Source organism: Micromonospora sp. KC207, from assembly GCF_004348615.1.
Lineage (GTDB): Bacteria > Actinomycetota > Actinomycetes > Mycobacteriales > Micromonosporaceae > Micromonospora.
This window is the reverse complement of the sequence record NZ_SMKJ01000012.1, coordinates 21,784-44,652: the sequence shown is the minus strand read 5'-3', so window position 1 is coordinate 44,652 and position 22,869 is coordinate 21,784. Positions and strand designations below refer to the sequence as shown.

21 protein-coding genes are annotated in these 22,869 nt (G+C 74.4%); 4 read left to right on the top strand and 17 right to left on the bottom strand.

Features of this window, described 5'->3' with window-relative positions:
• Positions 1–1,574 (top strand): PQQ-binding-like beta-propeller repeat protein (locus E1258_RS02930; RefSeq protein ID WP_207919372.1); only part of this gene is annotated, 1,574 nt, incomplete at its 5' end.
• Positions 1,575–1,715: 141 nt separating this feature from the next.
• On the opposite strand, the gene E1258_RS02925 is transcribed toward E1258_RS02930, so the two are convergent.
• Positions 1,716–3,596: a propionyl-CoA synthetase gene (locus E1258_RS02925; protein ID WP_132396551.1), complete on the bottom strand. Its 1,881-nt coding sequence runs from the start codon at positions 3,594–3,596 to the stop codon at positions 1,716–1,718.
• Positions 3,597–3,887: 291 nt separating this feature from the next.
• A complete protein-coding gene (locus E1258_RS02920) occupies positions 3,888–4,451 on the bottom strand; it encodes a hypothetical protein (protein ID WP_132396549.1) in 564 nt (187 codons plus the stop codon).
• A 108-nt stretch (positions 4,452–4,559) separates the two neighbouring features.
• Here E1258_RS02920 and E1258_RS02915 point away from each other — a divergent pair, with 108 nt between their 5' ends.
• Positions 4,560–5,792 carry a GNAT family N-acetyltransferase gene (locus tag E1258_RS02915; RefSeq protein ID WP_132396547.1) on the top strand — a complete coding sequence of 411 codons (1,233 nt, stop codon included), beginning with the start codon at positions 4,560–4,562 and terminating at the stop codon, positions 5,790–5,792.
• Between the two features lie 62 nt (positions 5,793–5,854).
• The gene (locus tag E1258_RS02910) at positions 5,855–6,181 is read left to right on the top strand and encodes a hypothetical protein (RefSeq protein ID WP_132396545.1); all 327 of its coding nucleotides are present in this window, start codon (positions 5,855–5,857) and stop codon (positions 6,179–6,181) included.
• A 22-nt stretch (positions 6,182–6,203) separates the two neighbouring features.
• On the opposite strand, the gene E1258_RS02905 is transcribed toward E1258_RS02910, so the two are convergent.
• The 3 genes from E1258_RS02905 to E1258_RS02895 all read right to left on the bottom strand — a co-directional run bounded on the left by E1258_RS02905 (position 6,204) and on the right by E1258_RS02895 (position 8,743).
• Complete coding sequence (locus E1258_RS02905; RefSeq protein WP_132396543.1) at positions 6,204–6,671, bottom strand: ribose-5-phosphate isomerase; 468 nt, start codon at positions 6,669–6,671, stop codon at positions 6,204–6,206.
• Between the two features lie 101 nt (positions 6,672–6,772).
• Complete coding sequence (locus tag E1258_RS02900; protein ID WP_132396540.1) at positions 6,773–7,972, bottom strand: DUF1015 family protein; 1,200 nt, start codon at positions 7,970–7,972, stop codon at positions 6,773–6,775.
• A gap of 171 nt (positions 7,973–8,143) precedes the next feature.
• On the bottom strand, positions 8,144–8,743 hold the full coding sequence (locus E1258_RS02895) for a disulfide bond formation protein DsbA (protein ID WP_132396571.1): 600 nt from the start codon (positions 8,741–8,743) through the stop codon (positions 8,144–8,146).
• A 243-nt stretch (positions 8,744–8,986) separates the two neighbouring features.
• Between E1258_RS02895 and pepN the strand changes: the two genes are divergently transcribed.
• Entirely contained in the window at positions 8,987–11,542 is a 2,556-nt protein-coding gene (pepN, locus tag E1258_RS02890; RefSeq protein ID WP_132396538.1) for an aminopeptidase N, read from the top strand.
• Positions 11,543–11,822: 280 nt separating this feature from the next.
• On the opposite strand, the gene E1258_RS02885 is transcribed toward pepN, so the two are convergent.
• The 12 genes from E1258_RS02885 to E1258_RS02830 all read right to left on the bottom strand — a co-directional run bounded on the left by E1258_RS02885 (position 11,823) and on the right by E1258_RS02830 (position 22,859).
• A complete protein-coding gene (locus E1258_RS02885) occupies positions 11,823–12,230 on the bottom strand; it encodes a DUF5130 family protein (protein WP_132396536.1) in 408 nt (135 codons plus the stop codon).
• Positions 12,217–12,501 (bottom strand): hypothetical protein, encoded by a 285-nt coding sequence (locus tag E1258_RS02880; RefSeq protein ID WP_132396569.1) that lies wholly within the window; start codon positions 12,499–12,501, stop codon positions 12,217–12,219. Before E1258_RS02880 ends, E1258_RS02885 begins: the two co-directional genes overlap by 14 nt.
• A gap of 72 nt (positions 12,502–12,573) precedes the next feature.
• Complete coding sequence (locus tag E1258_RS02875; protein ID WP_132396567.1) at positions 12,574–14,037, bottom strand: amidase; 1,464 nt, start codon at positions 14,035–14,037, stop codon at positions 12,574–12,576.
• A 139-nt stretch (positions 14,038–14,176) separates the two neighbouring features.
• Entirely contained in the window at positions 14,177–15,253 is a 1,077-nt protein-coding gene (locus tag E1258_RS02870) for an amidohydrolase family protein (protein ID WP_132396534.1), read from the bottom strand.
• Entirely contained in the window at positions 15,253–15,777 is a 525-nt protein-coding gene (locus E1258_RS02865) for a 3-hydroxyanthranilate 3,4-dioxygenase (RefSeq protein ID WP_007072554.1), read from the bottom strand. The genes E1258_RS02870 and E1258_RS02865 overlap by 1 nt, the downstream gene beginning before the upstream one ends.
• Entirely contained in the window at positions 15,774–16,196 is a 423-nt protein-coding gene (locus tag E1258_RS02860; protein ID WP_132396532.1) for a RidA family protein, read from the bottom strand. The genes E1258_RS02865 and E1258_RS02860 overlap by 4 nt, the downstream gene beginning before the upstream one ends.
• Positions 16,193–16,966, bottom strand: a complete 774-nt coding sequence (locus tag E1258_RS02855) for a 2-keto-4-pentenoate hydratase (protein WP_132396530.1) — start codon at positions 16,964–16,966, stop codon at positions 16,193–16,195. The genes E1258_RS02860 and E1258_RS02855 overlap by 4 nt, the downstream gene beginning before the upstream one ends.
• On the bottom strand, positions 16,966–17,754 hold the full coding sequence (locus tag E1258_RS02850; protein ID WP_132396528.1) for a 2-keto-4-pentenoate hydratase: 789 nt from the start codon (positions 17,752–17,754) through the stop codon (positions 16,966–16,968). The genes E1258_RS02855 and E1258_RS02850 overlap by 1 nt, the downstream gene beginning before the upstream one ends.
• Entirely contained in the window at positions 17,751–19,232 is a 1,482-nt protein-coding gene (locus tag E1258_RS02845; protein WP_132396565.1) for a 2-hydroxymuconic semialdehyde dehydrogenase, read from the bottom strand. Before E1258_RS02845 ends, E1258_RS02850 begins: the two co-directional genes overlap by 4 nt.
• A 23-nt stretch (positions 19,233–19,255) precedes the next feature.
• Complete coding sequence (locus E1258_RS02840; RefSeq protein ID WP_132396526.1) at positions 19,256–20,632, bottom strand: NAD(P)/FAD-dependent oxidoreductase; 1,377 nt, start codon at positions 20,630–20,632, stop codon at positions 19,256–19,258.
• On the bottom strand, positions 20,629–21,909 hold the full coding sequence (kynU, locus tag E1258_RS02835) for a kynureninase (protein ID WP_132396524.1): 1,281 nt from the start codon (positions 21,907–21,909) through the stop codon (positions 20,629–20,631). Before kynU ends, E1258_RS02840 begins: the two co-directional genes overlap by 4 nt.
• A gap of 14 nt (positions 21,910–21,923) precedes the next feature.
• Positions 21,924–22,859, bottom strand: a complete 936-nt coding sequence (locus E1258_RS02830; RefSeq protein WP_132396522.1) for a tryptophan 2,3-dioxygenase — start codon at positions 22,857–22,859, stop codon at positions 21,924–21,926.
• Positions 22,860–22,869: the final 10 nt, after the last annotated feature.

Genomic DNA, 22,869 nt, shown 5'->3' with positions numbered 1-22,869 from the left:
GAGCGGGAGCGGGAACACCAGCGGCGGCGGGAGCGGGAGCGCCGGTGGGCGTACCGCCGGGGGTGTCGACGCCGGACGTGGGCGGCGGCCCGCCGCCCACCCTGGCCGGCGGCGCTCCGGGGCTGCCTGCCAGGGTGCCCGCCGCCCCCGGGATGCCGGACACCGGGTGGGGCGGGCCCGGCACGCCCCCGCCCACACCGCCGCCCGCCGCGCGGCGGCGCGGGATGTGGATCACGGTGGCCGCGGTGCTCGCCCTCGCCGGGGTGGGCGTCGGGGCCGCACTGTGGTTCACCCGCGACCGCTACCCGGCGCTCGAGTTCCGGAACCTGGCCGAGATCGAGCGCGTCCCGGCCGGCGAGGACCGGCCGGTCGAAACCTTCACCGCGCTGCTCGGCAACGTCGGGTACGCGGCGTACCCACTGCCGGACGACCGGCTGGAGATCGTGTCGGTCGACGCGGAGACCGGGGCGGTCCGGTGGCGGAAGCAGACCACGCAGGCGGCACAGCGATGGGACGGGCTCGTCGCCCTGCCCGGGGCGGTGGCGGCCTTCTCCGACCCGATCGGCGCCGATGCGTCCCGCGAGCTGGTGGTGCTCGACGCCGCCTCCGGCGAGCAGCGGTGGAGGCGGACCATCGGCGACGACGACCGGGTGATCTTCGGGCGGGACGTGGCGGTGCTGGTCGACACCGCCGGGCACCGGCTCGTCGGGCTGCGGACACGCGACGGGCGGCCGGTCTGGGACGAGGACAACCCGCGCGACTCCACGGGCAACGCCCGCAGCGCGGTGCTGCCCGTCGAGACGGCCGAGGGGGCCGGCGGCCCGGCGTACGCCGACGGGACGCCCCGCGACCCGTGGCGGGGGAAGGCCGACCGGCTCGTGCAGATCGGCGCGGACCGCTCCGCCCGGCTGATCGACCCGGCCAAGGGCACGGTGCTACGGATCTGGCCGGGCGTGGCCGACCGCGACGACCTGATGGTCGCGCGGGAGGACCGGCTGTACGTGGTCGACGACGCCGGGGCCGGCGGGTACCGGCTGCTCGGCTACGACCTGACCCGGGTGGCGGAGCCGACGGTGCTGCACAGCGGCGCGGACGACGGGCGTCGGGTGACGGCGCTGGCGGCCTGCGGCAAGCACCGGGCATGCCTGGTGGAGACGCCGGCCGGCGAAGCGGACCGCGCCGAGGTGGTGGCCGCGACGGAGGGCACCAGGACGAAGCGCTGGGCGGCCCCGGGGGCCATGGAGCTGGTGCCGGTGGGCGAGCACCTGATTGTCCGGCGGCAGTACCCGGAGGCGACGTCGACGCTGTTCGACCCGGCGGGCGGCGTTGTGCTGCGCGACCGGGACGGGGTGGCCATCCGGCTGGACGCGGGCAACGTGCTGGTCTTCGCCGGCCCGCTGACCGGCAGCGAGGGCGATCGGAGCCTCGCCGGGCTGGCGGTCGGTTCCCCCGACCCGGTCGAGCTGGGCCGGGCCGAGGACGTCCGGAGCGAGTCCTGCTCGTGGAACACCAGTGTGCTGTTGTGCGGCGGGGCGAAGGACTTCGTGCTGTACCGCTTCGCCCCGGCACCCTGACCCCGGCACCCTGCCCCCGGCATCTGGCCCTCGGCACCCCTGCCCCCGGCATCTGGCCTCCGGGATCCTGAGACCCCGGCAACCGGCGGATCGCCGCCCGGCCCCGCCCGCCGGTGCGAAGCGGGCGGAGCCGGACGGACGTCAGTCGGCCGTGGCCAGGTCCCGGAAGACACTGAGCGTGGCCGGGTCGTCGATGGTGGCCGGCACGGGCTCGTCGCGCCCCTCCACCAGCCCGCGCATCGTGCGGCGCAGGATCTTGCCGGAGCGGGTCTTCGGCAGCGCCGGCACGACGGTCACCCGGCGGAACGCGGCGACCGGGCCGATCCGCTCCCGCACCAGGGCGACCAGCTCGGCGGCGAGCACGTCCGGGTCCACCTCGACGCCGGCCTTGAGCACCACGTACCCGCTGGGCACCTGGCCCTTGAGCTCGTCGGCGACGCCGATCACGGCGCACTCGGCCACCGCCGGGTGCCCGGCCAGCACCTCCTCCATCGCCCCGGTGGAGAGCCGGTGCCCGGCCACGTTGATCACGTCGTCGGTGCGGCCCATCACGTACAGGTAGCCGTCGGAGTCGAACCGGCCGCCGTCGCCGGTCAGGTAGTAGCCGTCGAAGGTGCTCAGGTACGACCGGACGTACCGCTCGTCGTCGCCCCAGAGCGTGGGCAGGCAGCCCGGCGGCAGCGGCACCCTGATCACGATCGAGCCCTCGACGCCCGCCGGCACCTGCGCGCCGCGCGAGTCGACCACCCGCACGTCGTAGCCGGGGACCGGCACCGAGGGCGAACCGGCCTTGATCGGCAGCGGTTCGAGGCCGCGCGGGTTCGCCACCACCGGCCAGCCCGTCTCGGTCTGCCACCAGTTGTCCACCACCGGCACGCCCAGCCGTGCCCCGGCCCAGGCGAAGGTGTCCGGGTCGAGCCGCTCACCGGCCAGGAAGAGCGCCCGCAGGCTGGTCAGGTCGTACCGGCCGATGCGGGTGCCGTCCGGGTCCTGCCGGCGGATCGCCCGGATCGCGGTGGGGGCGGTGAACAGGGCGGCCACCCGGTGCTGCGACACGACGCGCCAGAACGCCCCCGCGTCCGGGGTGCCGACCGGCTTGCCCTCGTACAGCACGGTGGTCGCCCCGGTGAGCAGCGGCCCGTACACGATGTAGGAGTGGCCGACCACCCAGCCGACGTCGGAGGCGGCCCAGAAGACGTCGCCCGGCCCGATGTCGTAGACGTTGCGCATCGACCACCGCAGCGCCACCGCGTGCCCGCCGTTGTCGCGCACGACGCCCTTGGGCCGGCCGGTGGTGCCGGAGGTGTACAGCACGTAGAGCGGGTCGGTGGCGGCGACCGGGACGCAGTCGGCGGGCTCCGCGCCGTCGCAGGCGTCGTCCCAGGTGAGGTCCCGGCCCGGGGTCAGCGGGGCGGGATGCTGGGGACGCTGCACGATCACGCACCGCTGCGGGGCGTGGTCGGCCTCGGCGAGGGCCGCGCCGAGGATCGGATGGTAGGGCACGATCCGGTCCATTTCGAGGCCGCACGAGGTGGCCACCACCACCTTCGGCCGGGCGTCGTCGATGCGCACGGCCAGCTCGTGCGCGGCGAAGCCGCCGAACACCACGGAGTGCACCGCGCCGATCCGGGCGCAGGCCAGCATGGCGACCACCGCCTCCGGGACCATCGACAGGTAGAGCAGCACCCGGTCGCCCCGGTCGACCCCGAGCCGGCGCAGCGCCCCGGCGAACCGTGCGGTCGCGTCGCGCAGTTCCCCGTACGTGTACGTGCGGCTGGTGCCCGTGACCGGGCTGTCGTGGATCAGCGCCGGCTGGTCGCCCCGCCCCGCCGCCACGTGCCGGTCCAGGGCGTTGTGGCAGGTGTTCAGCTCCCCGTCGGGGAACCAGCGGTACAGCGGGGCCCGGCTGTCGTCGAGGATCCGCCGGGGCGCCCGGTGCCAGTCGATCTCCGCCGCCGCGTCCCGCCAGAAGCCGGTCGGGTCGGCGATGCTCCGCTCGTACGCTGCTCGATACGCGCCCACCCCGCCATGCTCGCCGCGCGCGGCGGGGCGGCACGACGGTCGATCGCCTCCGGTGCGCCGGACGTACCCCTCGGGTCGCCGAACGGCGGGCCGGTCGGTCGGCGGCCGGCCGGCGGCGGGGCCGCCGGGTCGCCGCCCCGCAACCGTCGCAACCGGGCCCGTCCGGGGCGGATGAAGGCCCGCCGGGCGGGTAAGCGGTGCCGGCCTGGTGAGGAACGACCGGCGTCGCGCGGGCCGCGACGGCGACGCCCGGGCGTCCGGCTAACCGCCGGCCGCCCGGGCGCACCGGATTCAGTTGCCGGTGACCCAGTTCCAGGCGGAGACCACCCACTCGGTCTGCTGGAGGTAGGCGACCCCCAGGCCGACCAGGAAGACCGCCGTCACCAGGTGGGCGCCCCGCGCGCTGCGCCGGACCCGCCCGAGCTGCCGCTCCCAGATCACCCGGCCGAGCAGCCGGGACAGCCCGAACAGGCCTGCGGCGACCAGCAGGCTCAGCAGGAAGGTGAGCACCGGCGCGCCCAGGTTGCCCCGCCCGGAGATGGCCCAGATGCCCCAGCAGACGAAAGCGAAGAGGGCTCCGGCGGCGCTCCACTCGCCGCCGACCCGCAGTTGGGTCAGGTGCCAGCTCAGCGGCCGACGGGGCGCCGACACGCCGGCCCAATGGCCGCCGTGGCCGTCGTGGCCGTCGTGGCCGTCGTGCTCGACGGTGGGGAACTGCTCGGTACGCGGCGTGCGCCGCTGGCCGACGGATGCCACGCCCCGGCGGAAGGCGTCGGGCTGCGGCGGCACCCCGACACCCGGCTGCGGCGACACCTCGACCGTGCGCTCCGCCCACGGCTGTGTCTGGTCTGCCATCTCGTGTCCTCCCCTGACCGATGCCGGCGTCGCCGGCCCGCCATCTCCGAGGGTAACGAGCCGACAAATCCGCTCGCCTGTGCGCGCGGTATGGGATAGACACGTGCGATGACGGATACTGCGCTGCCGATCACCGTCGGCCGGGCCGGCGACTTCGACGAGCTGGCGCATCTGTTCGAGATCGCGTTCCACACCGCCATCGGCCCCGCGTCGCGCGCGGCCGAGCAGAGCGTCTTCGAGCCGGAGCGCAGCCTGGTGATCCACGACGGTGCGGAGCTCGTCGCGTCCGCCGGGGCGTACACCCGGGAGCTGACCGTGCCGGGGGCGGGCGTGCCGGCCGCCCACGTGACCATGGTCGCGGTGCTGCCGACCCACCGCCGCCGCGGCCTGCTCACCCGGCTCATGCGCCGGCAGCTACGCGAGGTCCGCGACGCCGGCCGGGAGCCGGTGGCCGTGCTCTGGGCCAGCGAGGGCCGCATCTACCCCCGGTTCGGCTACGGCCTCGCCGCCCAGCGGCTCACCGTCGATTGCGCCACCACCGAGCTGCGGCTGCCCGCCCCGACCTCCGCCGAGGGCCGGCTGCGCCTGGACCGCCCGGCGGCGCGGCGGGCCGAGCTGGCCCGGTTGTACGACCGGCAGCGCGCCGAGCGCCCCGGCTGGTCGGACCGGGACGACAGGTGGTGGCGGTACGTGCTCGGCGACCCGCCCGGCGAGCGGGACGGCGCGACGGAACTGCGGGTACTGCTGCACGAGGCCCCCGACGGCGGGGTCGACGGGTACGCGCTGTGGCGCACCCGACGCGGTCGAGACGCCGCAGGCCCGCACGGCGTGACCCTCGTCGAGGAGCTGGTGGTTGAGAACGCGACGGCCGCCCTGGCGCTGTGGCGGCTGCTGCTCTCGGTCGACCTGACCCGCCGGCTCTTCTACCAGGGCCCGGTGGACGATCCGCTGCCGCGCCTGGTCGACGAGCCGCGCCGGCTGGAGACCCGGGTGGCCGACGCGCTGTGGCTGCGAGTGGTGGACGTGCCCGCCGCCCTCGCCGCCCGCCGGTACGCCGCCACCGTCGACGTGGTGGTCGAGGTGACCGACGAGTTGCTGCCGGAGAACGCGGGGCGCTGGCGGCTGACCGGCGGCCCCGACGGTGCCCGCTGCGTGCCCGCCGACGCGCCGGCCGACCTGGCGTGCGACGTGCGGGCGCTCGGCGAGCTGTACCTGGGCGGGGTCGGGCTCACCGCGCTCGCCGACGCCGGGCGGGTCGCCGAGCTGCGCCCCGGCGCGCTCGCCGCCGCCGGCCCGGCCTTCTCCTGGCACCGGGCCCCGGCCGGGATGGGTGTCTTCTGACGGGGCCGCCGCGTGGCCTGCGGCGGGCGCGGGGACCGGCCCGGGGCGGGTACGGTCGACGGATGGGTGACGCGGAGCGACGTCGACGCCGGCTGAGGCACCACTTTGACGGCGAGGCCCCTGCGGCCGTGCCGGCCGAGGTGCAGGACGTGGTGGCCGAGCCGCCACGCCGCCGGCCCGCCCCCGGCGCGGACGACCGGGACGGCGGCGAGCGGGGCCTGCGGGGCCTGGTCGGCCCCGGCTCCTCGCAGGTGGGGCCCCGGGCGGCGATGCGGGCCCGGGACGCCGCCCGGCCGACCGAGGAGGACCTGGCCGAGGCGGAGGCCCGAATGGTCGTCGTCCGGCGCAACTGGGTGCCCCGGGAGGACCTGCCCCGCAACGGTCGCTGAGCGGGGCGGGTCCTCCCGGTGGTCAGGGCAGTTCGGGCAGCTCGCGGCTCTGCTCGTACGCGGCGACCTGGTCGATGCGGCGGGCGTGCCGGGGGTTGCCGGAGAACGACGTGGTGAGGAACGCCTCGACGATGGCGGTCGCCTCGTCCAGGGTGTGCTGGCGGGCGCCGACGGCCACCACGTTCGCGTCGTTGTGCTCCCGGCCGAGCTGGGCGGTGTCGATGTTCCAGGCCAGCGCCGCCCGGACGCCGGCGACCTTGTTGGCGGCGATCTGCTCGCCGTTGCCCGAACCGCCGATGACCACGCCGAGGCTGCCCGGGTCGGCGACCACGCGGGTGCCGGCGTGCAGGCAGAACACCGGGTAGTCGTCGTCCGGGTCGAAGACGTGCGGCCCGACGTCGACCACCTCGTACCCCTGCTTGGCGAGGTGGCTGGCCAGGTGCACCTTCAGCTCGAAACCGGCGTGATCGGATCCCAGATAGACGCGCATACCGCGCAGTCTGTCAGGCCCGTTTCCGCGCCGCCGCGCGGGCGGCGGCGCGGAGCCGATTTCGTCACACAGGTGCTGGTCGGCGGGGGTGGACGAGCCGGTCAGCGGAGCAGCTCGGCTACCACCAGGCCGCCGCGGGCCTTCGGGGTGAACCAGGTGCTCTTGCGCGGCATCTTCTCCCGGGCCAGGTTCACCGCGACGAAGTCGTCCACGGTGACCGGGGCGATCAGCACGGCCAGCTCGGCCCGGCCCGCGTCGACCTCGCCGGTCAGCCAGCTCGCCGGGTAGTCGCCGCCGACGTACGTGATCCGCTTGTCGCCGGGGTCGAGGCCGAGCGCGTCACGCAGCAGCACCCGCTCGACCAAGGCGTGGTCGAGGTTCTCCAGCGGGCCCCCGTCGACGCGCGGCAGGCGCACCGCGTACCCCTGGTCGGGGAGCCGGAGCGCGACGGTGCCGCCGGCCGCCGGGACCTCGACCGGGCCGTCGATCGGGGCGACCTCGGCCCCGGCGGCGCAAAGCCGGTCGACCAGCTCGGCCGGGGTGACGGTCAGCTCGCTGACCAGCCGATTGTAGGGCTGGATGGCGACCGACGCGGGGGTGGTCACCACGGCCAGGAATCGGGGCAGACCGCCGGTCTGGGCGGCGAGGCTGCGGTGGTTGCCGTCGGCGACCACCAGCTCGCCACCACCGGCGAGCGCGGTCAGCGCGTCCTGCTCGGGGCCGGGGCCGAGCAGCCAGACGGCGTGCGTGCGCCCGGCCTGGTCGATGTCGGTCGCGGCGGGCACCCCGGCCGCCTCGGTCGCCGCCGCGAGCGCGGCGTGCAGCTCGTCGCCCCGGCCGGTCTGGAGCAGCAGTACGGGCGAGAGCAGGTGCCCGAGCGCCTCGGCGAGGGCGACCCGCTCCCGGACCTTCGAGATGAAGACGTCCTCGTTGCGGATGACCAGACCCGGCTCGTCGGCGCTGGTGGAGATCTGGTCGGTGTCGACCATGGCGAACAGCCCGTACGCGGTCTCCTCCCCCGGCGCGCTGATCCGGTAGAGGACCACGACCTGCTCGGCGGGGGTGTAGCTGCCGTCGGCCTTCGCCTCGGCGAGCCGGGTCGCCGCGTCGGGGAGCGCGTCGAGGAACGACTTGCCCAGGCTCTCCGGCGCCCGGTGGGGCATCTCGATGCCGAGGGCACTGTGCGGGTTCGCCTCGATGATCGCGGTGATCTCCGCATCGTCGGCGAACTCGTCGTAGTTCTGCGCGCCGGTGCCGCCAGTGGTGATCCAGGCCCGGGCGATCGGATGCACGACCGTCATGTCCGCTGACGCTACCGTCGCACGGTTACGCCGGGCACCCGACCCCAAACAACGTCCACCAGATGAACGGGGCCCTCTGGTCGCGCGCCGGGCGGCGCGCGACCAGAGGGGGGTGAGAAGGGCGCCCCTTCTCCACTCCACCGGAGGCGTTGGTAGGGCCCTTCCTCGTTCCTATCCGAAGGTCGCGTCGACCTCGCGCGAGCGCTTCAGCTCGTAGAAGCCGGGCGTGCCGGCGACCAGCAGGACGCCGTCCCAGAGCCGGCCGGCGGCCTCCCCCTTCGGGCACGGGGTGACCACCGGGCCGAAGAACGCCACCGGCGAGCCGTCGGGGCCGGGGGCGTGGATCACCGGCGTGCCCACGTCCTGGCCGACCGGCCGCATACCGGCCTCGTGGCTGGCCCGCAGCGCCTCGTCGTAGGCGGTGCCGTCGGCGGCGTCGGCCAGCTCCGGGCCCAGCCCGGCGTCGGCGAGCGCGGCCACGTACAGGTCCCGGCCCAGTTCCTCCCTGCCGGGGTGGATGCGGGTGCCCAGGGCGGTGTAGAGCGCGCGGACGGCGTCGGGGCCGTGCTGCTGCTCCACCGCGACGCACACCCGCACCGGGCCCCAGCCGGCCTGCATGAGCTGCTGGTACTGCTCGGGCAGGTCACGGCCCTCGTTGAGCACCGACAGGCTCATCACGTGGAAACGGATGTCCACGTCGCGGACCTGCTCCACCTCCAGCAGCCAGCGGGAGGTGACCCACGCCCAGGGGCAGATGGGGTCGAACCACATGTCGACAGTGGCACCGGTCACGTGAGGTTCCCTTCGCGACGGGAGGGCCTGGACACCGCTCCTCGTCCCCCGATCCTCACCCCAGCAACCGGCGACCGGTAGCGGAATGAGAGCGTGAGCTCAACCACCGCGAGGTGCCCTCGCGTGGAAGACTCGGATCGGAACCGGTCGCCACGAGCGGACGGTCGGCTGGCGCCGCGGCGGCGCACGGCGAGAATGGGATGGAGACGAACAGTGCCGGGAGTGCGCAACCTGACCCAGGTCGAGGCCACCGAGCGGGCCCGCCTGCTTGAGGTGACCGGGTACGACATCAGTCTGGACCTGTCGACCGCCGTGCAGGCGGCCGACGGACGCACCTTCCGATCGGTGACCGAGGTCCGGTTCCGCTGCGCCGAGCCGGGTGCGAGCACCTTCATCGAGGCCGCCGCCGAGTCGATCAGGTCGGCCACCCTGAACGGCGTACCGGTCGACCTGGCGGACTGGTCGGCGGAGAAGGGGCTGGCGCTGCCCGGCCTGGCCGCCGAGAACACCCTCGTGGTGGACGCCGACTTCGCGTACTCCAACAGCGGGCAGGGCCTGCACCGCACGGTCGACCCGGTGGACGGCGAGACCTACCTCTACAGCCAGTTCGAGACGGCCGACGCGCAGAAAGCCTTCGCCTGCTTCGACCAGCCCGACCTGAAGAGCGTCTACACCTGGCACGCCACCGTCCCGGAGCACTGGCGGGTGGTGTCCAACATGCCGGTGGAGCGCGACGAGCCGGCCGGCGAGGGGCTCAAGACGGTCCACTTCGTCTCCTCGGCGCGGATGAGCACGTACATCACCGCGCTCTGCGCCGGCCCGTACCACGAGGTGCGGGACAGCCACGACGGCATCGACCTGGGGGTCTACTGCCGCGCGTCGATGGCGCGGCACCTGGACGCCGACGACCTGTTCCTGGTCACCAAGCAGGGCTTCGACTTCTTCCACGAGCAGTTCGGGGTGCGCTACCCGCTGCCGAAGTACGACCAGCTCTGGGTGCCGGACTTCAACGCCGGGGCGATGGAGAACTTCGGCTGCGTCACGCACGCCGAGTCGCACTACATCTTCCGCTCCCAGGTCACCGACTTCGAGTACGAGCAGCGGGCCAACACGATCCTGCACGAGCTGGCCCACATGTGGTTCGGTGACCTGGTCACCATGCGCTGGTGGAACGACCTGTGGCTCAACGAGTCGTTCGCCGAATGGGCCAGCCACTGGTGCAACGCCAACGCCACCCGGTTCTCCGACGCCTGGACGACGTTCCTGTCCATCCGGAAGAACTGGGGCTACCGGCAGGACCAGCTCTCCTCCACCCACCCGGTCTACTGCGAGATGCCGGACCTGGAGGCCGTCGAGGTCAACTTCGACGGCATCACGTACGCCAAGGGCGCGAGCGTGCTCAAGCAGCTCGTCGCGTACGTCGGCGAGGAGCCGTTCCTGGCCGGGTTGCGGGCGTACTTCGGCAAGCACGCCTGGGGCAACGCCACCTTCGACGACCTGCTGTCGGATCTGGAGACGGCCTCGGGCCGGGAGCTGCGCAAGTTCGCCGCCCAGTGGCTGGAGACCGCGCAGGTCAACACGCTGCGCCCCGAGGTGACGATCGGCGCCGACGGCAGCTACGAGCGGGTCGTGGTGCGGCAGGAAGCGCCGTCGGGGCACCCGACGTTGCGCACGCACCGCATCGGCGTGGGCCTGTACGACCTGGCCGGCGGCCGGCTGGTCCGCCGCGACCGGATCGAGGTCGACGTGACCGGCGAGCTGACCGAGCTGGCCGAGCTGCACGGGGTGCGGGCCGCCGACGTGCTGCTGCTCAACGACGACGACCTGACGTACACGAAGCTGCGCCTCGACGAGCGGTCGATGGCCACGGTGGTGCAGCACATCGCCGGGTTCGAGTCGTCGCTGGCGCGCGCCCTGTGCTGGATGGCGGCGTGGGACATGGTCCGCGACGCCGAGCTGTCGGCCCGCGACTACCTGGCGCTGGTGGTGGCCGGGCTGCCCGCCGAGACCGACATCAACCTGGTCACCGCCACCCTGCGGCAGTCGGTGGTCACCACCCTCAACCTGTACGCCGACCCGGCCTGGGCCCCGACCGGCTGGGCCGAGCTGGCCCGCACCGCGAAGGCGACGCTGGCCGCCGCGAAGCCGGGCAGCGGGCTCCAGCTCGCCTGGGCGCGGACGTACGTGCAGGCATCCCGCTCGACGGAGGACCTGGCCACCGTCCGGGGCTGGCTGGGCGGCGTAAACGTGCCGGACGGGCTGGCCATCGACACCGAGCTGCGCTGGGTGATCCTCCAGTCGCTGGTGAGCAAGGGCGTCGGCGGCCCGGCGGAGATCGAGGCGGAGCTGGCCGGCGACCGCACCGCCAGCGGTGAACGGGAGGCCGCGTACGCGCACGCGCTGGTGCCGACTCCGGAGAACAAGGCGGCCGTCTGGGCGCAGCTCACCGGCCCCGACGCGCTGCCGAACTGGCGCAACCGGGCACTGTTGCAGGGGTTCGCCCCGGCGGTGCAGGCGGAACTGGTCGCCCCGTACCGGGAGCGCTACTTCGACGTGGTGGACCAGGTCTGGGCGCAGCGCGACAGCGAGCCGGCGCAGGAGTTCGTGCAGCTTGCGTACCCGACCCAGCAGGTCTCGGAAGACACGGTGGCCGCGACGGACGCGTGGCTGGCCGCCGCTGGCGACAAGCCGGCGTCGCTGCGGCGGCTGGTCGCCGAGGGCCGCGACGCCGTCGTGCGCGCGCTGAAGGCCCGCGAGCGGGACGCCCGCAGCGCCTGAGACTGCCTGGGGCCGCCTGGGACCGCGGTGGGGCTGCCTGGGGCTGCCGAGAGGCTGCTTGGGGCTGCCTGGAGCCGGCGCGTGGACGCGAGTCCAGCGCCGGCCCCGTCCGTTCCGGTGGCGTGAGGTGCCTGGCCCCGCTGACGCCACCGGCACCGCCGAACGCACCGACGCCCGGCCCGCTGTCGCGGGCCGGGCGTCGTCGTGCGGTGGTCAACTCGCCGTGCGGTGGTGAGAAGGGTGCCCTTCTCGACCGTAGACGTTGGGAAGGGGCCCTTCCTTACGCCTTGCCGGCGTGGCTGGCGAGCTGGTCGAGGCCGATGATGATGCCGCCGGCCAGGTCGCCGCCGCCGAAGGCCGCGACCATGGAGAGCGCGGCCAGCTTCGCGTACGTGTCGGGGATGCGCTTGCGGGCGTGCCGCCCGGTGACGATCTCCAGTTGCCGCTGGTTGGGCGACACCGCGATCAGGACCGACCGGTCGGGATCGGCGAGCTGCCGGTGCAGCCGCTGGGCGTGCGCGCGGATCGGCTCGTCGAGCCCGCCGACGTAGACCGAGAAGACCAGCCCGGTCCCCTGGTCGGCCAGGCGGAGCGCCTCGTCGATGCGCAGTAGCTGGCGGGTCGAGAACGGCCCGTCCAGCACCTCGGGCGGGGTCCCCGCCTCGGCCTGCTTCTCACCAACGGTCACTTGCGCCTCCGGTTCCACCGGCCGGCGCCTCGACGCCGGCCCGGTCAAGCTTGTGGCTGGTCAGCGCCGGCGTCTGCGCGCCCGCGGCCAGCGCGGTGCCGGCCGACTCGGCCAGCTGCTCCGGACGGCCCAGGAACCAGACCGGAGTGAAGTCGAAGGGCCGGCCCGGCCGGTAGCGCTTGGCGCCGCCACCGGAGGACCGGCCGCCGGCGAACGCCAGCGCGGTGATCACCAGCACCACGGCCGCCGGGATGCCGACGAAGATCAGCAGAGTCTCGGTAACAGACAATCCCAACGCCCCCAGGCGGAAAGAGAGACCAGGACTTCCGGGTCGGTTGAACGATCATGACATCGGCTCGCCGACTCCGCTTGCATTCACGTTAGCGGAGGCCACGGCCCGCCAGATTGCGGGGTGGTGATCCCACCCGCCGCTGGCGTGCTCGAGCTGCGCGGCGACGGCGATCAGGGTGGCGTCGGCACCGTACCGGCCGGTGAGCAGAACACCGACGGGCAGCCCCTCGGCGGTGCGCCCCAGCGGCAGGGAAACGGACGGTTCTCCCGTCGCGTTGAAGATCGCGCAGTACGGCGAGAACCGCCGTTGCCGGTCGAAATCGCGCTCCGGGTCGCCGTCGGCGCTGAACCAGCCCACGGGCGCCTGTGGCGCGGCGAGGGTCGGGCAGAGCAGCAGGTCGCAACCGGCGGTGCGACGGACGCCCCGGCGCACCTGCACCTGGAGCTCGCCGAGGGTGCTCATCAGGGTGCCGGCGGAGATCTCCGCACCCCGGGAGCGCAGAAACCGGGTCAGCGGCAGCAGTCGGCTCTCCCGCTCTGGCGGGACGGGGACGAGCGCCAGGACGTACCAGACGATCTCGAACAGCGGCCACACTTCGGGGCCGAACGGCGCGGGGACCTCGACCACCTCGTGCCCGGCCGTGGTGAGCAGCGCTGCGGCGGTGTCGACGGCGGCCACGCAGTCGGGGTGGACCGGCTGCTCGGCGAGCATCGGTGTGGTGAACCGGCCGATCCGCAGCCGGCCGGGCGCCGCCCGCCGGGCCGCGCCGAGGTAGCCCCCGTCGGGCGCGGGCGGCGGCAGGTAGGGCTCGCCGGACACCGGCACCGCCATGACGTCGAGCAGCGCGGCGACGTCGGCGACGGTACGCCCCAACGGGCCGTTGATCGGCAGGCCGAACGCGCCGAAGCCCAGCGGCCCGCCGGGGACCGTGCCCCGGCTCGGCTTGTAGCCGACGAGGCCGCACAGCGAGGCGGGGATGCGCAGCGAGCCGCCGCCGTCGGAGCCCTGCGCGACGGGGACCAGCCCGGCCGCGACCGCTGCCGCCGCCCCGCCGCTGGACCCGCCGGCCGTGTACGCCAGGTCCCACGGGTTGCGGGCCGGCGGCGCGACGAGGCCCTCGGAGTAGAGCGAGCAGCCCAGCTCACTGGTGGTGGTCTTGCCGAGGCTGACCAGCCCGGCGGCGCGGATGAGCCGGACCACGTCGGCGTCGAGCGGGGGCACCAGGTCGGCGAAGGCGGCCGAGCCGAGGGTGGTGCGCACCCCGGCGGTCAGCGTCAGGTCCTTGAACGCGGTCGGCACGCCGTGCAGCGGGCCGCGCCCCTCGGCGGGGGCGGCGTCGGCGGCGCGGGCGGCCTGCCGGGCCGGCTCGCTGGTGACGGTGACGAACGCGCCGACGGTGTCGCCGAGCGCGTCGAGCCGGGCCAGGTGGTGCTCGACGAGGCCGACGCTGGAGCACTCGCCGCGTGCGATCGCGGCACCCTGCTCCAGGGCGGTCAGGTCGTGCAGCTCGGCCACCCCGCCATCCTGCCCGACCCCGACCCGCCCGGCCGCCCGACACAACCGGGCGTGGATCGTGTCCTTGTTGCTCTTGGTGCCCAGCTCGCGATTGCTCTTGGTGCCCAGCTCGCGCCGGGCGCGCTCGAGCAGCTCGTCATCAGGATCGACGACAGCCTTCACCAGCGGGGTAACTCGGTCGGTCCATATGCAGCGACATCGACATGCCGAGGAAGCGCAGGGCGTTGGCGGAGAGCAGCTTGGCGCGCTGCCCGGCGGTGAGGAAGTCGGCCTCGCGGACCACCCGCCCCGCCGGGCGTTCCCCCAGCGGGTACGGGTAGTCGCTGCCGACCAGCACCCGGTCCTCGCCCATCGTGTCGACCAGCAGCCGCAGCGCCGCCGGGGCGAACACCACCGAGTCGACGCAGAACCGGTCGACGTACGCGCTCGGCGGGGCGGCGGACGCGCCCCGGACCAGGTCGCCCCGGCGGTGCCAGGCGTTGTCGGCCCGGCCCAGCCAGAACGGGAAGCTGCCGCCGCCGTGGGCGAAGCAGATCCGCAGCGACGCCGGCACCCGGTCGAAAACCCCGCCAAGGATCATCGCCAGCACGGACAGGTGCGTCTCGGCGGGCATCCCGGTCAGCCAGCGGGCCATCCACCGGTCCAGCCGGGGGCCGTCCGGCATGTCCCACGGGTGCACGAAGACCGGCGCGCCGACGCGCGCGCAGTGCTGGAGGAAGGTGACCACGCCAGCGTCGTCGAGGTCCCGGTCGCCGACGTGGTTGCCGATCTCCACCCCGACGTGCCCGGCGGCGAGGCAGCGGTCCAGCTCCGCGCAGGCCGCGTCCGGGTCCTGCAACGGCACCTGGCAGAACGGCACGAGCCGGCCCCCGCCGCCGGCCGTGACCTCCAGGGTCAGGTCGTTGAAGATCCGGGCCACCCGCGCCGCCTGGCCGGCGGGGCGGTCGTAGCCGAAGAAGACCGGCGTCGGGGACACCACCTGCACGTCGACTCCGTCTGCGGCCATGTCGGCCAGCCGGGTCGGCGCGTCCCAGCACTCCGCGCCGACCGGCCGGAACTCCGTCTCCCCCACCATGATCATGGCGGCCCGCTCGGAGTCGACCCGCAGCCAGGGCCAGCCGGACCCGCCGCACGCCGCGCCGAGGTCCGGCCATCCCTTCGGTACGACGTGCGTGTGCACGTCGACGACGGGTGCCCGCGCGGTGGGCCCGGCCATCAGCCCTTGCCCGGGTGCAGCGCGCCGCAGTTGCCGCAGGTGCGGGCGGCCTCGTCGGCGTAGAACGCGCCGAAGACCGGGGGCAGGTCGGCGGCGATGTCGCGGACCTGCAACTGCACCTCGTGCACCTTCTCCCCGCACTGCGGGCAGTACCACTGGAACTTCTCCAGCGTGCCCTCCTCGCGGACCCGCTCGACGACCACGCCGATCGAGCCGGGCTCGGGGCGCTGCGGCGAGTGCGGCGTGTCGCGCGGCAGCATCCACATCTGCCCCTCGCGCACGTGCACGGTGCGCGGCCCCTCGGGCGTCATCAGGTTGATGTGCATGTTGCCCTTGACCTGGTAGAAGAACTCCTCGTACGGGTCGACGTGGAAGTCGGTGCGCTGGTTGGGTCCGCCGACCACCATCACGATGAAGTCGTCGCCGCCGGGGAACATCTCCTTGTTGCCCACCGGGGGCTTCAGCAGGTGCTGGTTCTCCGCGATCCAGCCGGGGAAGCTGAACGGCTCGGCGATCTCACTCACGACTGACCTCCCGACGGAAGAAGCGCCACGGCCTGCATCTCGATCAGCAGGTGCGGGTGCGGTAGTTGGTGCACGGCCACCGTGGTCCGGGTCGGCCCGGTGGCGTCGAAGAACTCCGCCCACACCTCGTTGTAGCCCCCGAAGTCGTTCATGTTGACCAGGTACGAGGTGACCTGCACCAGGTCGGTCAGGTCCGCGCCGACCGACCGCAGCAGGTCCCGGACGTTGCCGATGACGGCCCGCGTCTGCTCCCGGATGTCGAGGTCGGTGGTGCCGAACTCGTCCACGGCGACGCCGGCGAACGTGTTGTCGGGCCGCCGCGACGACGTACCGGAGACGAAGACGAAACCGCCCGCGACCTTGACGTGTGGGAACGCTCCGCGTGGCACGGCCCTGCCGGCCACCGTCCGGGCGGTCACGACGCGGCCCGCAGCGAGGCGACGCCGAGCTTCTCGACCACGGCCCGCACGTGCGCGCCCCGGCGCAGCGGCACGGCGGCGGTGGCGGCCCCGGCGAGGAAGACCCAGCCGGAGCGCAGCCGCACCCCGTGCCGGCCGGCGAGCCGCAGCCCCTCGTCCAGCGCGCGGCGCGGGTCGCCGAGGATCGCCGCGGTCGAGCCGACCTGCGCGACGCGCCCGTCGACCTCCAGCAGCACGCCGAGGTTGTCCAGCCCGTCCGGCACCGGCGACCACGGCCCGATCGCGAACGCCGCCGCCGAGGTGTTGTCGGCGATCACGTCCGGCAGGGAGAAGGTGAAGTTCGCGTACCGGGAGTCGATCAGCTCGATCGCCGGGGCCACGGCGCGCACCGCGTCGGCGAACGACCCGACGGGCTCGCCCGGCTCGGGCACCCGGTCCAGCAGGAACGCCACCTCCGGCTCGACCCGGGGGTGGATGAAGTCGCCGACGGCGACCGTGCCGCCGTCGGGCAGCCGCATCGCGTCGGTGAGCCGGCCCCAGATCACCTCGTCGACGCCGACCTGGGCCATCTTCGCCCGGCTGGTCAGCCCCATCTTCAGTCCGACGAGGCGCTCACCCCGGTCGAGCCGGCGCTGCACGAGGGCGGTCTGCACCGCGTACGCGCCGTCGACGTCCAGGCCGGTCTCGGCGGCGAGCTGGCCGATCGCGGTGGCGGTGTCGGCCGCCTCGCCCAGCTTCGCCGCGATGCCGGCGGTGTCCACCCCGATCATCAGTTCTCCTCGCTGAAGCAGGTTCGCACCGAGCCGAGCCCGGAGATCCGCGCCTCGTACGCCGCGCCGGGCGTCACCGGCACCATCGGCCCGAGCGCGCCGGAGAGCACCACGTCACCGGCGCGCAGTGGGTCCCCGGCGCGGACGAGGGTGCCGGCGAGCCAGCCGAGGGCGTGCAGCGGGTTGCCGAGGCAGGCCGCCCCCGCCCCGACCGAGACTGGTTCCCCCGCGTGCTCCAGCACCATCCCGCACAGCCGCAGGTCCACGTCGGCGAGCCGGCGCGGCGCGGTGCCAAGCACGAACAGCGCGCTGGAGGCGTTGTCGGCGACGGTGTCCACGATCGAGATGTCCCAGCCGGCGATCCGCGAATCGACGATCTCGATGGCCGGCAGCACGTGGTCGACGGCCCGGACCAGGTCGACAGTGGTGGGTTGCCCAGCGGTGAGGTCCGTGCCGAGCACGAACGCGATCTCCGCCTCCACCCGGGGCTGGAGCAGCCGCCCGATCGGCACCTCGTCGCCGTCGGCGACGGCCATCGCGTCGGTCAGCACCCCGAAGTCCGGCTCGTACACGCCGAGGTTCTCCTGCACGGCCCGGGAGGTCAGGCCGATCTTCGCGCCCACCCGGCGCTCGCCCCGGCCGTGCCAGGCCCGCACCTGGCGCTGCTGCACGAGGTACGCCGAGGCGACGTCCCCCTCCGGCAGCAGTCGGCCGCGCAGCGGCGGGCAGGTCTTGCCGCTCTCCCGGGCCTCGGTCAGCTCCCGGACGGCGGCATCGATATCGATCATGAGAGGTCCACGCAGACGTTGGTGAGTTCGGAGTAGAAGTTCAGGGAGTGCACGCCGCCCTCGCGGCCGATTCCGGACGCCTTGACCCCGCCGAACGGGGTGCGCAGATCCCGCAGGAACCAGGTGTTGACCCAGACGATGCCGGCGTCGAGCCGGGCCCCGGCCCGGTGCGCCCGGCCCACGTCCCGCGTCCACACGGTCGCGGCGAGGCCGTACTCCGTGCCGTTGGCCAGCGCGTACGCCTCCTCCTCGGTATCGAACGGGGCGACGTGCACCACCGGGCCGAAGATCTCCTCGCGGTTGGTGCGGGCGTCGGGGCCGAGGCCGGTGAGCACGGTCGGCCGCACGTACGCGCCGCCGTCGCGGGCGTCGCCGAAGGTGGGCGTGCCGCCGCCGGCCCGGAACTGCGCGCCCTCGGCGCGGGCCAGGTCGTGATGGCCAAGCACCTTGTCCCGGTGCTGCCGGGAGATCAGCGGCATGTTGACGGTGGCCTCGTCTGCCGGCCACCCGTACGCGAGCGCGTCGGCCGCCTTCGCCAGCCGCTCGACGAACTCGTCGAACACCGGGCGCTGCACGTAGATCCGCTCCGTGCACAGGCACACCTGGCCGCCGTTGGTGAAGCTGGACCGCACCGACCCGCCGACGGCCGCGTCGAGGTCGGCGTCGGCGAAGACCAGGCCGGCGTTCTTGCCGCCCAGCTCGAACGAGACGGCCTTCACCCCGTCGGCGGCGGCCCGCATGATCGCCCCGCCGGTGGCGGACTCGCCGGTGAAGGTGATCGCGTCCACCCCCGGGTGGCGGGTGAGGAACTCCCCGGCCGAGTCGGGGCCGAAGCCGTGCACCAGGTTGAACACCCCGGCGGGCACCCCGGCGGCGGCCATCACCTCCGCGAGCAGGGTCGCCGAGGCGGGGGTCTCCTCGCTGGGCTTGACCACCACAGCGTTGCCGCAGGCCAGGGCCGGGGCGACCTTCCAGGTGAGCAGCAGCAGCGGCAGGTTCCACGGGACGATCACGGCGACCACGCCGACCGGCTTGCGCACGGCGTAGTTCAGCGCCCGGCCGCCGGTCGGGGTGACGGTGGTGAACGACTCGGTCGGCGCGGTCGCCACGATCTCCGCGAACGCCCGGAAGTTCGCCGCGCCCCGGGGGACATCCAGCGTCCGGGCCTGGCTGATGGACTTGCCGGTGTCGGCGACCTCGGCGGTGACCAGGTCGTCGAAGCGGCGTTCCAGTTCGTCGGCGACCCGGCGCAGCACCTCGGCGCGGTCCCGCTCCCCCATCCGGCCCCACGGCCCGCGCAGCGCCGCCCGGGCGGCGGCCACCGCGTCGTCGATCGTCGACCGGTCGGCCTCGACCACCTCGAAGACCGGCTCCCCGGTCACCGGGCTGCGCTTGGTGAAACGCCGCCCCGCGTCGACGAACTCCCCGCCGACGAAGTGCCGCAGCAGCCCCGGGTCGCCGGCCGCCCGCCCGGCCATGAGTCCCGGGTCCCAGCTCACGCTCATCGCCGCCGCCCCCGGGCCGCCTCGACCGCCCCCGCCAGCAGCGCCACCGCACCGGCGGCCACGGCCGCACCGACGGCGCCGGCCACCAACGCCGCCCCAGCGGCCGCCGCGCCGAGCGCCGCCTGCTGTCGGCGGACCCGCCGACGCACCTGGGCGTACGGGGTGGTGGAGAAGGAGACCAGCTCGTACTGGGAGACGTACCGGCCGGGCAACGCCCGTTCCAGCGCGTGGTCGAGGCGGCGGCGGGCCTGGAAGACCGGGGAGGCCACCTTGTCGCGCATCTCCACGAAGTTGGCCAGCGCCATCCGGGCGATCGCCTCGGCGTCGTCGCGCCGCCGCGCCTGGAACAGCGGCAGGGCCGCCGCCCAGTCGTCGGCGCACTCGTCGAGGCAGCGGTCCAGCTCCACCACGTCCTCGAACGCGCAGTTCGCGCCCTGGCCGTAGAACGGCACGATGGCGTGCGCGGCGTCGCCGAGCAGCCCGACCCGGCCGTTCGCCTGCCACGGGGCGCAGCGGACGGTGCCGAGCACGCCGACCGGGTTGTGCTGGTAGTCGTCGACCAGGTTCGGTGCCAGCGGCACCAGGTCCGGGTAGTGGGTGGCGAAGTGCCGCTCGATCGCCGCCGGGCTGGTCAACGAGGCGAAGCTCGCCGTGCCGTGGGTGGGCCAGAACAACGTGCAGGTGAAGGAGCGGTCCGGGTTCGGCAAGGCGATCATCATCGACGTGCCGCGCGGCCAGATGTGCAGGGCCGCCGGGTCGAGGGCGAACTCCCCGCCGTCCGGCGGGATGGTCAACTCCTTGTAGCCGTAGTCGAGGAAGTCGAGGCTCTCGTCCAGCACCCCGTGCGCGAGCAGTTGCCCACGCACGGCGGAGCCGGCCCCGTCGGCGCCGAGGACGACCGGCGCGACGGCCGTGACCTTGCCCTGCGGCGTCTCGAAGGTCAGCTCCCCGGTGGCCGGGTCGAGCCCGACGAGCCGGTGGTCGAACGCGACCCGCACCCCGGGCAGCGTGGTGGCGGCGGTGAGCAGGGCGTTGTTGAGCGCGCCCCGGCTGATCGAGTTGATCGCCCGGTCCCCGGCGGCGCTGTACGACTGGAAACTCGGCTCCCCCATCACCGGGTGGATCATGCGCCCGCGCATCGGCAGCGCGTCGGCCAGCACCTCCTCGGCCAGGCCGATGCGGCGCAGCGCGTCGAGCCCGCGCTCGGACAGCGCCAGGTTGATCGAGCGGCCCCGCTCGACCCGACCGGTGCGCGGGTCGCCCCGCCGCTCGTAGAGCGCCACCCGGTAGCCGCGCCGGGCCAGGAAGCAGGCCAGTAGGCAGCCGGCGAGTCCGGCGCCGACGACGGCGATCTCGTCCTGTCGGGGATTCACCGGGTCACCTCCGCAACCGTCGCGGCCAGCGCGTCTGCGACCCGCCAGCAGTCGTGGTACGTCGAGTACAGCGGCACCGGGGCGAACCGGACGACGTCCGGCTCCCGGGCGTCGGCGATCACCCCGTGCTCGTGCCGCAGCCGCTTGGTCAGCTCGCCGGCGCTGCCCGTTTCGATGCGCACCGAGAGCTGGCAGCCCCGGCGGGCCGGGTCGCGGGGGGTGACCACCCGCAGCGGACGGTCGGTGGTCACCTCGTCGAGCAGCCGCTCAAGGTACCCGGTGAGCCGGACGCTGCGCTCCCGCAGCGCCGGCATCCCAACGGCGTCGAACAGCTCCAGCGACGTGCGCACCGGGCCCATGGCGAGAATCGGCGGGTTGGACACCTGCCACGCCTCCACGGTCGCCGGGGGCCGGGAGGTCGGGGCCATCTCGAACCGGGTGGCCGCCTCGGTGCTCCACCAGCCCTCGAAGCGGGGCAGGTCGGGCCGGCCGAGGTGGCGCTCGTGGACGAAGACGCCGGCCAGCGCGCCCGGCCCCGAGTTCAGGTACTTGTAGGAACACCAGGCGGCGAAGTCGACGCCCCAGTCGTGCAGCGCTAGGGGCACGTTGCCGGCCGCGTGCGCCAGGTCCCAGCCGACGACCGCCCCGGCGGCCCGGCCGGCGGCGGTGATCGCCGGGATGTCCAGTAGCTCGCCGGTGAGGTAGTTCACCCCGCCGAGGAGCGCCAACGCGATCGTGTCGCCCTCGGCGGCCAGAAGGTCCACCACGTCGGCGGTGCGCAGGGCGTCCTCGCCGGGGCGCGGGCGCAGCCGGAGCACCGTGGCGTCCGGGTCGAGGCCGTGGAAGCGGGCCTGGCTGCGCACCGCGTAGCTGTCCGAGGGGAAGGCGCTGTCCTCGATGACGATCCGGGTGCGCCGCCCCGCCGGCCGGTAGAAGCTGACCATCAGCAGGTGCAGGTTGACGGTGAGGGAGTTCATCACCACGGCCTCCGTGGGCCGGGCGCCGACCAGTCGAGCGACCGGCCCGGTCAACAACTCGTGGTACGCCAGCCAGGGCCGCTCCGCCTCCAGGTGCCCCTCGACGCCGAGCCGGCCCCACGCGTCCAGGTCGGCCAGCAGCTCGGCGCGGGTGGCCCGGGGTTGCAGGCCGAGCGAGTTGCCGGCCAGGTACGCGGCCTGCGGGTAGCGCCCGCCGTCGGCCGGCGGCACGTGGAACAGGTGCCGGTGCCCGGGGTCGGCCTTGTCGAGCCGGTGCGCCTCGCTCTCCGCGGCGGTCATCGTGCCCTCCCCGCTCACATCGCCGTCCGGGCCGACCACAGCTCCGGGAAGACCACCCGGGACATGCTGCGCTGCAACCAGGCCAGCCCGGCCGAGCCGCCGCTGCCGACCTTCGCGCCCATGGTGCGCTGCACCGCCTTGACGTGGTTCCACCGCCAGTCGCCGAACTGCTCGGCCACCTCGGCCAGCGCCTCGCCGAGCAGCCGGAGCTCGTTGCCCGGGCCCCGCGCGCCGGCCGGCCCGTCGACGCCCGGCCCCTCGTCGTCGTAGACGGCGACCCAGGCGGCCTCCACGGCCGGGTGCGGCCGGTGCTCCTCGGCGACGTCCCGCCCGAGCACCTCGGCCGGCACCTCGAAGCCGCGTCGGGCCAGCAGGGCGATCACCTCGTCCCACAGGCTCGGGGTGGCGAGCGTGGCGCGCAGGTCGGCGTGCACCTCGGCCTGCCGGCGGAACGGCCGGATCAGGGCCGGGTCGCGCAGGCCGAGGGTGAACTCCAGGTGCCGGTACATCGCCGACTGGAAGCCCGAGCCCTCGCCGAGCAGGTTGCGGAACCGGTTGAAGTCGGCCGGGGTCATCCAGCGCAGCCCCTTCCAGGCCGCGTTGAGCCCCTCCAGGTGCAGGGCCGCGCGGCGCAGCGGGGCCAGGGCGTCCCAGACCCGGTCGGCGCGCAGGCAACGCTGGGCCTCGCGCAGCTCGTGGCGGGCCAGCCCGAAGTACAGCTCCATGATCTGGCTGACCACCAGGAAGGACATCTCGCCCGGGTCGTCGCTGAGCGGCTGTTGCAGCCGGTGCAGGGTGCTGGCGTGCACGTACGCGTCGTAGGGCACCCGATCGGCGAAGTCCAGGGTCGGTTCGCCGCCGTTGCGGGCCGCCCGGGCCGCCCGCTGCTGCGGGGTCGCCGGACGGACCGCCGCGGCCAGCGCGGGCGCCCGCAGGTCCGTCTGCTTCACCTGTCGTCTC